This is a genomic window from Falseniella ignava, assembly GCF_002847645.1.
GTDB lineage: Bacteria > Bacillota > Bacilli > Lactobacillales > Aerococcaceae > Falseniella > Falseniella ignava.
On record NZ_PKHE01000005.1, the window covers coordinates 40,904 to 54,739 of the forward strand.

Below are 13,836 nucleotides of genomic sequence, written 5' to 3' on the forward strand. Positions count from 1 at the left end.
CCCTTAACGGTGAATGTATTGATAAATAAATTGAATCACATTCGAAACAATATATGTATACAAGAACATCGAAGCTGGACGATACTTGATCACGTAACCCATAAATTCTTTAAACGTCATATCAGACATCCCCGAAATCATACAAAAGATATCATCCGGGAACAGTGGTGCAATAAAACCAATTTTTAATAGACGGCGATACCCTTCCCCTTCATTCATCTTCTGAATATACCGGTTGAAATCCGAATCCGACACAAAGGCGCGCACAAAGGCTTCGCCGTATTTGCGCCCAAGATGGAAGTTAATCCCTGATCCGATAATCATCCCAGTCGCATTTAATAAAAAACCTCCCAAATGCCCGAAAATTAAATCCCCAATCACATTGGTTAATCCGAGCGGAATAATCGGATAAATAATTTGACTTGTTTGAACTAAGATAAATAAAACCGGTGCAAAAACACCCATCCGGCGTAAGAGTGCCTCAAATTCCCCTCCAGGTTTAAACATTGGAGAGCGGCTAATATAAATAGACCCTACGATGGTCAAAATCACTCCTAGAATGGTCGTAACACGGATGATTTGACGCCGAGTCTCTAACGATAATCTTCTCAATAGTGAAGCTCCTTTAGATTGACAAAGTAAAAAATCAACAATTTAAATAGTAATCAGATTGCTTATTCATTATACTATAGATAGATATAGAAAGTGAATCCAACTTGAGAAGGAGAATATCAAATGAATTTGAAACGATTGACCGAAGCGATGCAAGCAGCAAATGTTGCGAACATGATTGTGTCGGACCCTTACAGTATTCGCTACTTAACCGGATACTATACGGACCCCGGCGAACGTCTCTTAGCACTGATCGTGCCGGTGGAAGGCCCACTGACATTGATTTTGAATGACTTGTTCCCTCCTTATCAACATCTGGAAGGTGTCAACGTAGTGACCTATCACGACGGCGAACCAGCGGTTGAAGCGATGGCAGAACATCTACTTGATGGGGTAACAAGTATCGATAAATATTGGCCTAGTCATTTCTTACTACGCTTAATGCAAGCCAAACCAAATCTACAACCGGTAGATCGTACCGACTTAATCGACGGCTTACGTGCAATTAAGACTGAAGAAGAACTTGCGATTATGCGCGAAGCTTCACGATTAAACGACCAAGTCATGGCGCAAGTCATTAAGAAATTAGAAGAAGACCCATTAAGTGAACGCGAAATGGCCGATTATGCGAAGCAACTCTACGCTGAAACAGGTCACGAGAGCGTCTCTTTTGAACCAATTATTGCCTACGGCGCTAATGGATCAGACCCGCACCACGTCAATGGGGATGCAACCTTAAAGCAAGGTGACCTGGTGATTATTGATATCGGCGGTCTCTATAAAGGATACGCGTCTGATATGACACGGACCATCTGTGTTGGCACGCCCCGCCCAAGAGCTCTAGAAGTTTATCGCGTGGTGAAGCATGCGAATGAAGCAGCCATTGAAGCGGTGAAGCCAGGTGTACCGCTTTGCGAAATCGACCAAACCGCTCGTCGCCACATTGATTGCGCAGGTTACGGCAAATACTTCACTCACCGCTTAGGACACTTTATCGGACAAGAGGCACATGAAGCGGGTGATGTCTCTAAATTCAATGAAGAACCATGCCAAGTCAACCAAGTCTTCTCGATTGAACCCGGTGTTTATTTACCAGATAACTTTGGAGTCCGAATTGAAGACTTAGTTGCTGTTACCGAAGATGGTTGCGAAGTGTTAAATCACTTTACCAAAGAATTACTCATTATTAATCCGGATTTATCAGACCATTAAATTAATTAGAAGGAGGTCATGACTTATGGCGCAAATTAAGCTAGGTTACAGTACGCACCCCATTGCGTTACAGACCGACAAGCTCAATCGTCACGGCATTATCGCCGGTGCGACCGGGACGGGTAAGACCATCACCTTAAAAGTGTTAGCCGAACAACTCAGCCAAGCCGGAATTCCAGTATTTCTATCCGATATTAAAGGCGATATTATGAGTATTGTCGATGCGAATTCAGGTGAAGGGCTTGAAGACCGCCTCAAAGCTACCCACTATGACGACTACGAGCCGCAAGGGTTCCCAGTCCACCTATGGGATGTTAGTGGAGAGTCGGGAATTCCGTTGCGCATGACTGTATCAGAAATGGGCCCAGTCTTACTCGCTAGACTGCTCGGCCTGAATGAGACGCAAGCGGGTATATTGAATATTGTCTTTAGCGTGGCTGATGAGCAAGGACTTCTATTAATCGACTTAATGGACTTGCGCGCTATGTTGAATTATGTCGGCGAACATGCCAAAGAGCTTAGCGGACATTATGGCAATATCTCCAAAGCGTCGATTGGTGTCATCTTACGCAGTATTTTAGTGCTTGAAAATCAAGGTGGCCAACAATTCTTTCGCGAACCTGCCATTGAGTTGGACGACTTTTTCTCAACCGACGAGCAAGGGCGTGGGTATATTCATATTCTCAACGCCATCAAGCTCTATAACCAGCCAATCTTGTATTCGACAGTCTTACTCGCGTTACTCTCGGAATTATTTGAACAGCTGCCTGAAGTTGGCGACTTAGACAAACCCAAAATGGTATTCTTCTTTGATGAAGCACACTCTTTATTCAAAGATACCCCGAAAGCATTAGTTGACAAAATTGAGCAAGTCGTTCGCTTGATTCGTTCAAAAGGGGTTGGTGTCTTCTTCGTCACCCAAAACCCAACCGACCTACCCGATTCGGTCAGCAGTCAACTAGGACACCGGATCCAACACGGTCTACGTGCCTATACGCCAAAAGAAATCCGAACAATTCAAAGTGTCGCCGAAACGTTCCGTCAGGACGACTCAATGGACTTACCGCGCGTTATCCAAGACTTACAAGTCGGAGAAGCCGTTGTCTCTGTCTTAGATTCGGACGGGGTACCTACTTCCGTTGAGAAAGCAATTATTTATCCACCGATGAGTAAGATCGGAACGATTGAGCCGAGCCGCCTATTACAAGTGATCAATCAATCTGACTTAATGGAGAAATACGGTGAAATGATTAACCGTGAAAGTGCCCATGAAGTCCTGCAAGCACTTGTGAAAGAACAGGAGGAAGCTTTAATTCAAGCTGGTCAATCGGCCGAAGTCTCCGAAGTTCCGCTCGATACACCGCAAAAAGATTCAATCTTTGATACATTGAAAGAAGCGGTCACGCAATCTGCTCAGCCGAAGCGCCGTCGTAACAGCGACTCACCGATGGATCGCTTTACGAAGAATATGATGAGTGCAGTTGGCCGCGAGATGGGACGTGCCATTACCCGTGGTGTTACCGGGATGTTTAACCATAAATAATCATGGATTATTGAGCGACGAATGCTCAACAATTTAAAGACCGTTCGACCTGAGCTTTCTCTCAGAACGAACGGTCTATTTTTATCTATGCATTTCAAGTTGGTAAATCGCATCGTCATATTCTGCTTGGATCAGCGAATCGGATTCTTGTTCTCGAGTCCGTTTGAGCAATCGAATCACTTCTTGATTTCCCTTTAGATCTGGCATCTCACCAAGCGCCCAGGCAGCAGTGGCACGAATCTCCGGTCGTGGATCTTCTTCTATCAACTCTAATAAGATGGGCACTGCCGTCATCTCTTGATAATTCGCCAACGCAATAATGGCATTGCGTTGCAGTGGTTTTTTACCTCGCCAAGACCCTGCCAGATGGCCAAACTTCGCCTTGAACTCACGATTACTCATCTTCAGCATTGGCTTTAACTCTGGAAAGACGACTTCCCCTTCCGGTTCCATCTCTGGATGATGATGAACGTCGATTCCACGATTGTACGGACAGATAATCTGACAAATATCACACCCATAAATCACCCGTCCCATCGGCTTGCGAAATTCCCGAGGCATTAGCGTCTTCGTCTGTGTCTGATACGACAGACAGCGCTTAGCATTCATACTACCATCCCCTAACAACGCTTGTGTTGGACATCCTCGAATGCAACGGTCACAATCGCCGCAATCATAATCTACCAGTGGATCGGGCTCAAAGGTAATTGATGTTAGAATCTCCCCCAAATACATATACGAGCCGAATTCACGTGAGATTAATAAGCCGTTACGCCCGATAAACCCGAGCCCCGCACGGGCAGCCACTGAGACATCCGAGAATTCTCCCGTATCCACCATCGAAACCATCTGCCCCGCTTCGATGCCATAATCTTCCGCTGATTGTTCGATATAGGATACCAATAACGCTAACTTCTCTCGCAAAATATGATGATAGTCAATTCCCCAAGAGGCTCGCGCGAAACTTCCCCGCGGTTCGCCTTTCCGCGTCTCAACCCGTTGCTTCGGCCGACTCGGATAGGCTAACGCAATCGAAATGAACGATTGCGCCTTCGGTAAGGTCAACTCCGGATAGATACGCTCCTCAATGACCGGGTGCTCAAAGCCAGATTGATGACCAAGCGCTTGTTGTTTACGTAATTTCGGTTCCAACGCTAGAAAAGGTTCTGCATGGGTAAAGCCAATCTTATCAATGCCAATCGAGTGCGCATAAGCGCGAATCGCTTCTTTGAACGTTTGATTGCCTGCTTCTTGCATACCCATCCCCCTCTCGTTATTGGCGATAATGATTCGCTCGTTGAATCAAATCTTGAAATATCGCTAACTGATCTGAAGCATCTTGATAGAGTGTCTCAGGATGCCATTGTACGCCTAGAATGAGCGGCACCTCTTCTTCACTCTCCACTGCTTCAATCACTTGATCTGGACTAAATACCGTTGCTTTCAAGCCCGGAGCCAATTGATCAATCACTTGATGATGATACGAGTTCACATAACTTTGGTCGGTCACGAGACGACTCCAATAACTTTGAGATTCTACTTCAATCGTATGTGTCACAACATTCGGCGCCGACTTCTGATCATGTTGTATCGAGATGTTCGGATTCTCTGACAAATCTTGATGCAACGTACCACCTAAGACCGCATTCAGCAGTTGCATCCCCCGACAGACTCCTAATACTGGTATTTGCGCTGCTACTGCTGCTTTAAACAATGCAATATCGTTCAAATCGCGATCCGGCTTGATCAGACCTAACTTCTCACGCGGCTGTTGTTGATAATGGATCGGCCCCACATCACTGCCACCGATTAAGATCAATCCGTCGATTAACTCGATCACTTCACTCAAATAAGCTTGGGCATTCAAAGGAATAAGGTACGGTATCCCGCCCGCTGCTTCAACGGCTTCCGCAAAGGCTGCTTGTGCATAATGCACCGTGAGCCCCGTATAAGTCCCACTCGCTTGCATCGCACCCACATCCATCGTAATACCAATAATAGGTCTTCTCATGCTCCACCTCTTCTAATCTCTTGATACTAATGATTGTCTCCATTGTACACTTCTGGAGGAATCCCCTCAAGATAATCTCTACCTTCTGGAACAATCCCCGACTCAATATACTGCTTCACCGCTTGCGAAGTAATCATCGTCCCCGCTACATCAATAATATAGACCGCATAAGGCGGTTGTTTTTGCCGTACGATCAAATAATTCTCCGCCCCCAAGTCTAAGTGAAGCGACCATATCTCACACCAGCGCTCTTTGATTTGGATATGGTCATTAAAAAGATGATATTCCGTTTGGATTTTATAGCCTTTCTCCTTGAGAAAGGACTTCACATTAAAGTAGCGCTGCCCTTCATAGTATCGAATCGAACGCATCAACTTCACCTCCCACCTTCTATTATACGAACAAACGTTCGATAAGGGAAGTGGGAGAAGTTATTATCTCAAATGAAATATCCACTTGATTTTATGCAGTCTTCAAATAATCCAACGTCAAAACTAAAAACGTTTGGATGGCGAGTTCGAGATAATCTTCGTTAATATCGAACTTTGGATGGTGATGGCCGTGGAATTGGCCTTCGATGTGGCCAGGGTTACTTAAGTAAATAAAGGCGCCTGGGACTTCCTCTAGGTAAAAGGCAAAGTCCTCAGAAGACATCAGAGGTTGCGGCAAAGTATATAATACATCTTCGCCCAGAACTTCTTCTAGCACTTGATGGGCTTCTTCAACAGCTTCAGGCGTATTAATAATCGCAGGGTATTTGTAATCATACGTGACCTTGCATTGCACATCGAATGCTTGCGCAACTCCATCCGCAATCCCTTGAATTCGGTGGTGAATATTCTCTCTCAGTTGATTGCTGTAAGTACGGACCGTGCCCTCCAACTCAACGGTATCGGGAATAATATTTTGATTAAAGCCACCTTGTATACGGGTAATCGATAAGATTGATGGATCAAAAGCTGAAATATTGCGAGATTTAATCGTTTGAAGCGCCGTAATCAGTTGACCGGTTGCGACAATCGGATCATGACTTAATTCTGGATAGGCACCATGGTACCCTTTGCCTTGCACTTCAATTAAGAATCGATCCATCGAAGCCATCATTGGCCCTTCAATCAAGCCAATCGTTCCTTCGGGTTGTTGACTGTCAAGTTGTCCTTGGTGCATTCCATAAATTCGTGTCACGGTAGGATTTTCCAGCGCACCTTCTTTAATCATCGGCAAAGCTCCGCCAGGATATTCTTCACCCGGCTGGAAAATCAATTTGACCGTTCCCGCAAATTGATCGCGATGTTGCGATAAGATCGCTGCAACCGACAACAGAACGGCGGTATGTGCATCATGACCACACGCATGCATGGCGCCATTGGTCGAAGCAAAATCCATCCCCGTGTCCTCTTCAATCGGTAAGCCATCCATATCTGCACGTAAAGCTAATACTTTATTAGAGGATTGCTCCCCATGAATTAAGGCTACAATCCCATTTCCATCGATATAATGTGAATCATATTCAATACCCAATTCATCTAACACACTACAGACATAAGCGACCGTCTTTGGCAATTCCAGCCCGAGTTCAGGTATTTGATGTAGTGCTCTTCGCCATTGGATGGTTTGAGGTAAGATTTGTTGTGCGAGTTGTAATAATAATTTTGGATTCATATCTTTTCTCTTCCTTATTGGGTTAAATAATGAACTAACATCTCCGTTGTTAAAAGCAGTTGATCAATCTCTAAGTACTCTTCAGTTGTGTGAACTTGTTGCATCCCCACACCGACAATGGCTGCATTAAATCCTTCCGCCGCAAAGAAATTCGCATCCGATCCGCCACCAATAATCTGTGGCTCCGCTTGAACACCTACCGCTTGATAGGCTTCAATCACCTCTTGAACGAACGCCCCTCCGTCTTTTGAGCGCAACGCTGGATAATCTAACGTTGCTTTAAAGTCATAGCAATTTGAATCTCCTACGTGTTGCTGGACAATTGATTCATATTGAGCTAGGATTTGATCCGCACGTTCTTGACTTTGCGCCCGAACTTCTCCAGTAAATGTACACCGATCCGGCACTACATTTGTCGGAAAATCCGATTGAACAGTCGAGATATTTGCGGTGGTGTCCGAATCAATCCGAAGTAGAGGTAGGTCGCTAATAATTCGACTTGCGAGTTGGATCGCATTGACCCCCGCTTCCGGCTCAATACCTGCATGGGCTTTTCGCCCATGAATTGTCACTTCGAAATGATACGAACAAGGTGCTTGGTATGCGACCCGATTGGCTCGACCGGCATTATCAAAGACGATCATATTTTTAGGTAAAGTCATCTCAGCATCAACTTCCTCCCAGTTAATATGCCGGGCGCCGAGCATTCCTTGTTCTTCCCCAGGTGTAATGACTAAATAAAATGTCCGATGCGGAATCGCGTGGCGCTTTAAATAATCTATGGCACCGAGAATTACGGCGAGTCCCGCCTTGTCATCTCCACCGAGCGTCGTTGTGCCATCCGTCCGCCATTGATTTCCATCTTTAATAATATTAAGTCCTGCATTGGGCTCAATCACATCGGTGTGTGCATTTAAAGTAACGGGTGGCGCATCGAGCGTTCCCAATATCTCGGCAAAAATCACTGGCGAATCCCCGCCATACTGAGCTTGATTTTCATGCAGGTAGATCCGGGCTCCCATGTTATTCAAATACTTCACTAAATATTCCGTCATTTGATGCTCATGACGACTGGGTGAATGAATTCGCAACATCTCTTCCAATAACGTTAATGTCCGTTCTTTCATATATTTTCTCCTTCATCGCTCGTACTTGTCATTATTTAATCATAGGATGAATCGAGAAGCAATATCAATCAATAGACTTATAACTGACTTGAATTCATGATAGAATTAAAAGCGAAAAGATTATCAAATGAGGTGACGCAAATGGAACGAATTAGTTGGACAGATTACTTTATGGCACAAAGTCTAGTGATTTCAACCCGAAGCACCTGCGACCGACTGATGGTTGGAGCCGTCATTGTAAGAAATAACCGGATTGTAGCAACAGGGTATAATGGCTCAGTTTCCGGCCTAACACACTGCATTGACCACGGATGTTTTGTAGTGGACGGGCACTGTATTCGTACCATCCATGCCGAAGTGAATGCAGTAATCCAATGCGCCAAGATGGGAACTTCGACTGACGGCGCAGAAATTTATATTACGCATTTCCCTTGTTATAATTGTACAAAAGTTATTATTCAAGCTGGCATTAAAAAAGTTCATTATCTCTACGATTACCGCAATGACCCCAATGCTATTGATTTGTTCAAAGAATGCGACATCCAAGTGACCAAACACGAACTCAGCCCGGATCTATTCGAACAAATCAAAACCCTCCACCTCAAAAACATCGATTACCAGTAAAATAATGTTAGTATCTGAGGAAACAAGCTATTTGATTGCCAAAGCAATTGGAGTTCTAATACAGACTATTGATCAGTATAGAAGCGGTAAAGATTTTATATTAAGATTAATCAATGACAAATATTATGATATGATAGTCGATAAGTAGGCGCATATTATTAGGAAAATTATTTTGTAGGAGGGATAAAATGGTAATCATACCATTAGTTTTAACAATTTATATTTTGTATCGATTGATACGCTACATACGAAAAGAGAGGTATTTTAAAAGCGAACATTTTCTAGAACAAAAACAAAAGGTCTCAAACATGGTACGCGAGTACAATGAAATCTCCGAATACGTTAAGACCATGCCTAGAGAACATGATTTTGTCGCAGATAATACACAATTCTCAAACTCTCATCTTGCTAAATTTGAAAATAAAAGTAAATATAATATGAAACGCGATAAAAATAAAAAATCATTACATGATAAGCACGTTCATCAGGCGTCGCTTCAAGTTGTCAGAAGAGCGTCAGAAGAGCCCATTAAATACCTTTGTAAGTACTTTAATATTGGAGCTAATGAAAATAACTTAAATACGCTTCAAGAACTATCCGAAAATATATATCGATTGAATAACGCTATTGATAACTTAAATAAGCGCCAACGTAAAATTGAAGATGACTTTAATCCACCAAAATTTATTCGAAAACATTATCGAGATGAGTTGATGAAGAGATTAGAAGTTGATATACCTGATTTAAACGTTGAATATGTCGATTACGTATTTGAATATGTTAGCGCGGGTGGAAATAGTAGTCAAACAACAACTATTACACTAGACGAACCCGTAATAGAAGAAACAATGAAATATATATCAGATAGAATCAAATATAAAAAAAGTGCTAAAGCTCAGCGTTCCCTCATGACGAAGAAATTTAGAGAAAAAATAAAGCAAAGAGACCGTTATACGTGCCAGAATTGCAAAGTATCAACAAAAGATCAAGATTTACTACTACTTGAAGTTGACCATATTATTCCAGTATCAAAAGGTGGATTGTCAACTGAAGATAATTTACAAACACTTTGCTGGAAATGTAATCGGACTAAGTCAGATAAGATATTATAATTAAATACTTAGAGATTATATTATTATCTAATTTACTAAAATAAAGGCTCATATAATATAATTATAAACTTAGTACCACTATCACAGATCAATATCCGAGCAAAAATGAATAATTAAATAAAAATCTTAAATGATGTGACCCCTAAAAGTTAGTTTTTAACTCTAATTTTTAGGGGGCATATAACATATCACATTATTTTTTAAAAATACATGAAAATTGAAATAAGCAATCATAATAAATATAATAAGATTGAAAAAACTACTTATTAAGTAAAAGTTATTGGGATAATGAATTTATAGAAACAGGATTATCATGAAAAAATTGTTACTGATGCTTATTTTTGTATGCTTATTTAACAGTCATTCTGCAGTTGCATATGGATTAGAATTAACAGATTATGAAGCATTAATCACTTCTTCTCAAAATATCAAGCCCACCGAACTTTCTTCGGGAGAATGGATCGTAGGAGAAGATATTGAGCCAGGTAGATATAATATTAAGCCATCAGACGAAGAAGATAGTGGAAATATAATGATAAACCAAAAAGATAAATCCTCTCTTCTTCTTAATGAAGTGCTTGGCTTTAATCATTTCGGTGGAGTCGAACAAATTAGGGTATATCTGACCGGGGGCGAAAAAATTGAAATTATAGGATTGGATTCAGTCACCTTTACACCGGTTGGTCCTGAGGAGAAACACGAAGAAATCCATGCAGGATTTTGGATCGTTGGAATTGACGTTGAACCGGGTACATATATTGCGACGACAGAAAAAGAACAGTCTGGCAATGTATTTGTAACCGATAAGGATGGATACCTTGTTACCACTGAAATTCTTGGTGAAAATATGTTCAGAGGCGTAGATCAAATGGAACTCAAGCTAGAAGAAGGATACAAAATTGATGTAAGTAATCTATCGAACGTATATTTGAATAAAAAATAAACCGAGGAAAATTTACACATTTTAAAAATCCCACTCCTATCTAAAAGATATAGAGTGGGGTTATTTATAGGGCTTATAACAGTTCAAAAATATTATTTAACCTTTTTGGAATAAAAATAAGCCACCTGTCAGAATCGAACTGACGACCTCTTCCTTACCATGGAAGCGCAACTCGAAAAGAAACCTTGTCACAAAGCGATTTTAGCGAGCATTTTAAAAAAGTTGCCAAAAACTTGCCGAAAATATATTTTCTATTACATTCTACAAAACCCCAATAAAAAATGGGGTTTTATTAAAAATAAAAGGAAAAAGGGTTGACTTTATACAGTTATAACTGTATAATATAGATAGTAAAGGAGGTGAGGTAATGGAAGAATGGTTGAAAGCAATTGGAACATTAGCTGGCGGAATTGGCGCTTTAATAGCAAGCGTTGCAAAATTAATTGAAGTCAGTAAAAAAGGCGACACTAAGAAGAATAACAAGACCTCTAAGTAATCGCCTATAGGGTACAGGGGGCTGCGCTCCCCCTCTTCCCTAATTATAACAATAGAAAGGTTGGATGACAATGAAAGAGTTTATTTTCGTAATGCTATGTTGTCTAGTTGTATGGTCGACCTTTAATAAGAAAGATGATGATAAAAATGATAATTAATACAGACTATATTAAAAAATTACTAGAAAGCGACATTACATCTTATCAAATTTCTAAAGCTACTGGCATTGCTACTCAATCACTAGATAATTATAGGAGATATGGCAGTAAAATCGAAAACATGAGAATCGGTATAGCGTACAAATTATGTAAGTATTACAACTCACTATCTGATGATCAAGCTATATCAAAAGGGGTTACTCATAAATAATATGCGTTTCATGTATTTGTTTTTTCTGTGTGTTATAATGTCATTATCTTATAAAAGATATGATTGAAAGGAGGAAGTCGCGTTGGATTCAGTAAAAGACATAAGTATATGGTTGATTAACAACGGTAGTGATATGAAATTCCCTTCTAAAAAAGGAAATTTAAAACTTCAAAAACTTTTATATTATAGTAATATTATAAGCTTGGTAACTAACAACATCGAGCTTTTCCCCGAACCTATAGAAGCTTGGTCAGAAGGACCTGTTGTTAGGTCTGCTTACGTACAATATCGATATTTTGACCTGTGGAATGAGACCGTATGCAATTTAATGGAAGAAACTATTTCAATTTTAAAAAGCACGTTAAATCTGTTTGATAATTTTACAGCCGATGAACTAGTAGAAATGACACATCAAGAAGAACCTTGGAAGGTTCACGAAAATTCTGTTGGGCCTTACAATAAAGTTATTATCGATAGAGATAGCATGGCTCAGTACTATAAAGATTTTATTAATCGTCAATTAAATCCTCCAAGAGAAGAAAGATTTACTATTGGCGGAAACACTTATATATATGAACCTTCAGAAACTGAATTGACTGATGAAGATAAAAAAAATTTAGAACGTGACTTTTTAAACGTTGTTGGCCAAGAGATATTTGTATACAAAGATTGCGGAGAGTTGGTAGCCTATTAATGTTTTACTATGAACAGGGAGATTATATTTTACTTAAACACATTCCGTTCCTCGACGACAATTCAATAGATGTTAAAACCTCTATGAGACCTTTTTTAGTAATATCTGATTTTAATTTTACTGACGATCATTGTTATTTACTCAAAATGTCTACAGATAAACGTTTCAAAGATGATGATAACCACTTTGAAATTAGACCTACCCGTAACAATAAATTAAAAAGAGTTTCTTACATAGATTTAAGATACATATACCAATCTGATAATAATAATGCAAAAATAGCTGGTCATATTCCAGAAGCATTATTAGATACTATTATAAAAAAGCTAAAAAACGTTCAAGAGAAATGCGAATGTCAAACATTCATTGATTGGAAAGAAAACAAAAACATTGTATAATTGATCCCCCCACCAATTAAGGTGGGGGCACTTTATTATTGAGGTATTTTATTCTATAAACTCCCCATACGGTTTATCTTTCGTCCCTGCCGATATCCATCGTGTCCGCCCATCATACGAGGTATACTTGAGCCATCTCATGCCATCGATATCCTTATAGTCATCGTAATACACGATTTCATCCTTATAATACTTTGCTGGAACGTGTCCTGTCGCTTGTGGTAGATTGCGCACATTGACCGTGGTGTTAAATCTGAATCTACCATGTTTACTCACTTCTTTTGCTTTCTTAACGATGATACGTGATTCCGGATAGATCAAGTCAGGATTCTTTATGTCATTCCATTCTACTAACTCTTTCACTGTTACATTGAATTTTTTAGCGATTTTAGAGAGTGAATCTCCAACTTGGATCGTATACATATCTTGTGAGTTAGTAGGTTGTGCCGGCTTCTCTTTCGGCTGAATCTTAGGTTCTTTGAAATTCAATGTACCCTTATTTAATGCTTCGAGATCACGTTTGAATTTGTGCCATTTTTCCCAATTATTCTTCATCCAGCACCCAGGACACGATTTACCTGATGCATCAAAATGACGTATCACTCGTTCATCAGGGATATTATATTTCCGTTGCAAGTGCTGAGTTAATAACAGCACCTGTTCATAAGTCTTAGCATGAGGTTGCCATTCCCATACATTATTCCCAGTGGATGTATCTTGACACATTTCAATACCAATAGAATTCCGATTCGTTGCGCCATAACGATGATACCCGTTGAACTGTCCTCTTCCAGAATTAAACCCATCTCCGACGTGCCAGCCTTGTCGATTATCAGGCACTACCTGAATGATTCGGTGTGGATCCACAAAGTAATGTGCTGATGCCTCTCGATATACGTTTCTAAAATAATTAGCGTTATCTCTCGCTTGACCTGCCGCTCCTACAAAGTGAATGACGATCCATTGAGGATTATTCCACCCACCTATATTTATATTTGTTATGTCTTGTTCAATTGGATAAAGTTTTGCCATTT

Annotated in this window: 15 protein-coding genes; 8 read left to right on the forward strand and 7 right to left on the reverse strand. The window is 40.6% G+C overall.

From position 1 onward, the window contains the following. Positions 1-3: 3 nt before the first annotated feature. Positions 4-612, reverse strand: coding sequence for a TVP38/TMEM64 family protein (locus CYJ57_RS02915; RefSeq protein WP_101953996.1), 609 nt, complete (start codon positions 610-612; stop codon positions 4-6). A gap of 123 nt (positions 613-735) precedes the next feature. Between CYJ57_RS02915 and CYJ57_RS02920 the strand changes: the two genes are divergently transcribed. Both CYJ57_RS02920 and CYJ57_RS02925 read left to right on the forward strand, forming a co-directional pair. Continuing rightward, complete coding sequence (locus tag CYJ57_RS02920; protein WP_101953997.1) at positions 736-1,824, forward strand: M24 family metallopeptidase; 1,089 nt, start codon at positions 736-738, stop codon at positions 1,822-1,824. A gap of 25 nt (positions 1,825-1,849) precedes the next feature. After that, a complete protein-coding gene (locus CYJ57_RS02925; protein WP_101953998.1) occupies positions 1,850-3,367 on the forward strand; it encodes a helicase HerA-like domain-containing protein in 1,518 nt (505 codons plus the stop codon). An 81-nt stretch (positions 3,368-3,448) separates the two neighbouring features. Here CYJ57_RS02925 and queG read toward each other — a convergent pair whose 3' ends face one another. The 5 genes from queG to CYJ57_RS02950 form a co-directional block, all read right to left on the reverse strand. Continuing rightward, a complete protein-coding gene (gene queG / locus CYJ57_RS02930) occupies positions 3,449-4,624 on the reverse strand; it encodes a tRNA epoxyqueuosine(34) reductase QueG (protein ID WP_101953999.1) in 1,176 nt (391 codons plus the stop codon). A gap of 16 nt (positions 4,625-4,640) precedes the next feature. Next, a complete protein-coding gene (locus CYJ57_RS02935; RefSeq protein ID WP_101954000.1) occupies positions 4,641-5,378 on the reverse strand; it encodes a gamma-glutamyl-gamma-aminobutyrate hydrolase family protein in 738 nt (245 codons plus the stop codon). A gap of 26 nt (positions 5,379-5,404) precedes the next feature. After that, entirely contained in the window at positions 5,405-5,749 is a 345-nt protein-coding gene (locus CYJ57_RS02940) for a hypothetical protein (RefSeq protein WP_006700683.1), read from the reverse strand. A 91-nt stretch (positions 5,750-5,840) separates the two neighbouring features. After that, a complete protein-coding gene (locus tag CYJ57_RS02945; protein WP_101954001.1) occupies positions 5,841-7,040 on the reverse strand; it encodes a M20 metallopeptidase family protein in 1,200 nt (399 codons plus the stop codon). 14 nt (positions 7,041-7,054) lie between these two features. Next, complete coding sequence (locus tag CYJ57_RS02950) at positions 7,055-8,167, reverse strand: M20/M25/M40 family metallo-hydrolase (protein WP_101954002.1); 1,113 nt, start codon at positions 8,165-8,167, stop codon at positions 7,055-7,057. A 141-nt stretch (positions 8,168-8,308) separates the two neighbouring features. Here CYJ57_RS02950 and CYJ57_RS02955 point away from each other — a divergent pair, with 141 nt between their 5' ends. From CYJ57_RS02955 to CYJ57_RS02980, 6 genes are all read left to right on the forward strand, one after another. Continuing rightward, positions 8,309-8,791: a ComE operon protein 2 gene (locus CYJ57_RS02955; protein WP_101954003.1), complete on the forward strand. Its 483-nt coding sequence runs from the start codon at positions 8,309-8,311 to the stop codon at positions 8,789-8,791. 188 nt (positions 8,792-8,979) lie between these two features. Continuing rightward, on the forward strand, positions 8,980-9,903 hold the full coding sequence (locus CYJ57_RS02960) for an HNH endonuclease (protein WP_101954004.1): 924 nt from the start codon (positions 8,980-8,982) through the stop codon (positions 9,901-9,903). A 313-nt stretch (positions 9,904-10,216) separates the two neighbouring features. Beyond that, complete coding sequence (locus tag CYJ57_RS02965; protein ID WP_101954005.1) at positions 10,217-10,846, forward strand: hypothetical protein; 630 nt, start codon at positions 10,217-10,219, stop codon at positions 10,844-10,846. Between the two features lie 367 nt (positions 10,847-11,213). Continuing rightward, a complete protein-coding gene (locus CYJ57_RS08040) occupies positions 11,214-11,342 on the forward strand; it encodes a hypothetical protein (protein WP_280522413.1) in 129 nt (42 codons plus the stop codon). A gap of 450 nt (positions 11,343-11,792) precedes the next feature. Continuing rightward, on the forward strand, positions 11,793-12,404 hold the full coding sequence (locus CYJ57_RS02975) for a Panacea domain-containing protein (RefSeq protein WP_101954007.1): 612 nt from the start codon (positions 11,793-11,795) through the stop codon (positions 12,402-12,404). Continuing rightward, positions 12,404-12,802, forward strand: coding sequence for a type II toxin-antitoxin system PemK/MazF family toxin (locus tag CYJ57_RS02980; protein WP_101954008.1), 399 nt, complete (start codon positions 12,404-12,406; stop codon positions 12,800-12,802). Before CYJ57_RS02975 ends, CYJ57_RS02980 begins: the two co-directional genes overlap by 1 nt. A gap of 48 nt (positions 12,803-12,850) precedes the next feature. Here the strand turns inward: CYJ57_RS02980 and CYJ57_RS02985 are convergent, their stop codons facing one another. Then, a complete protein-coding gene (locus CYJ57_RS02985) occupies positions 12,851-13,834 on the reverse strand; it encodes an N-acetylmuramoyl-L-alanine amidase (protein ID WP_101954009.1) in 984 nt (327 codons plus the stop codon). Between the last annotated feature and the right edge of the window lie 2 nt (positions 13,835-13,836).

What these genes read in the sequence shown, in the direction of transcription:
- CYJ57_RS02960 (WP_101954004.1), top strand. Translation starts at nt 8,980, where the DNA reads ATGGTAATCATACCATTAGTTTTAACAATTTATATTTTGTATCGATTG.
- CYJ57_RS02935 (WP_101954000.1), bottom strand. Translation starts at nt 5,378, where the DNA reads ATGAGAAGACCTATTATTGGTATTACGATGGATGTGGGTGCGATGCAA.
- CYJ57_RS02920 (WP_101953997.1), top strand. Translation starts at nt 736, where the DNA reads ATGAATTTGAAACGATTGACCGAAGCGATGCAAGCAGCAAATGTTGCG.
- CYJ57_RS02980 (WP_101954008.1), top strand. Translation starts at nt 12,404, where the DNA reads ATGTTTTACTATGAACAGGGAGATTATATTTTACTTAAACACATTCCG.
- CYJ57_RS02940 (WP_006700683.1), bottom strand. Translation starts at nt 5,749, where the DNA reads ATGCGTTCGATTCGATACTATGAAGGGCAGCGCTACTTTAATGTGAAG.
- CYJ57_RS02965 (WP_101954005.1), top strand. Translation starts at nt 10,217, where the DNA reads ATGAAAAAATTGTTACTGATGCTTATTTTTGTATGCTTATTTAACAGT.
- CYJ57_RS02985 (WP_101954009.1), bottom strand. Translation starts at nt 13,834, where the DNA reads ATGGCAAAACTTTATCCAATTGAACAAGACATAACAAATATAAATATA.
- queG (WP_101953999.1), bottom strand. Translation starts at nt 4,624, where the DNA reads ATGCAAGAAGCAGGCAATCAAACGTTCAAAGAAGCGATTCGCGCTTAT.
- CYJ57_RS02950 (WP_101954002.1), bottom strand. Translation starts at nt 8,167, where the DNA reads ATGAAAGAACGGACATTAACGTTATTGGAAGAGATGTTGCGAATTCAT.
- CYJ57_RS02925 (WP_101953998.1), top strand. Translation starts at nt 1,850, where the DNA reads ATGGCGCAAATTAAGCTAGGTTACAGTACGCACCCCATTGCGTTACAG.
- CYJ57_RS02945 (WP_101954001.1), bottom strand. Translation starts at nt 7,040, where the DNA reads ATGAATCCAAAATTATTATTACAACTCGCACAACAAATCTTACCTCAA.
- CYJ57_RS08040 (WP_280522413.1), top strand. Translation starts at nt 11,214, where the DNA reads ATGGAAGAATGGTTGAAAGCAATTGGAACATTAGCTGGCGGAATTGGC.
- CYJ57_RS02955 (WP_101954003.1), top strand. Translation starts at nt 8,309, where the DNA reads ATGGAACGAATTAGTTGGACAGATTACTTTATGGCACAAAGTCTAGTG.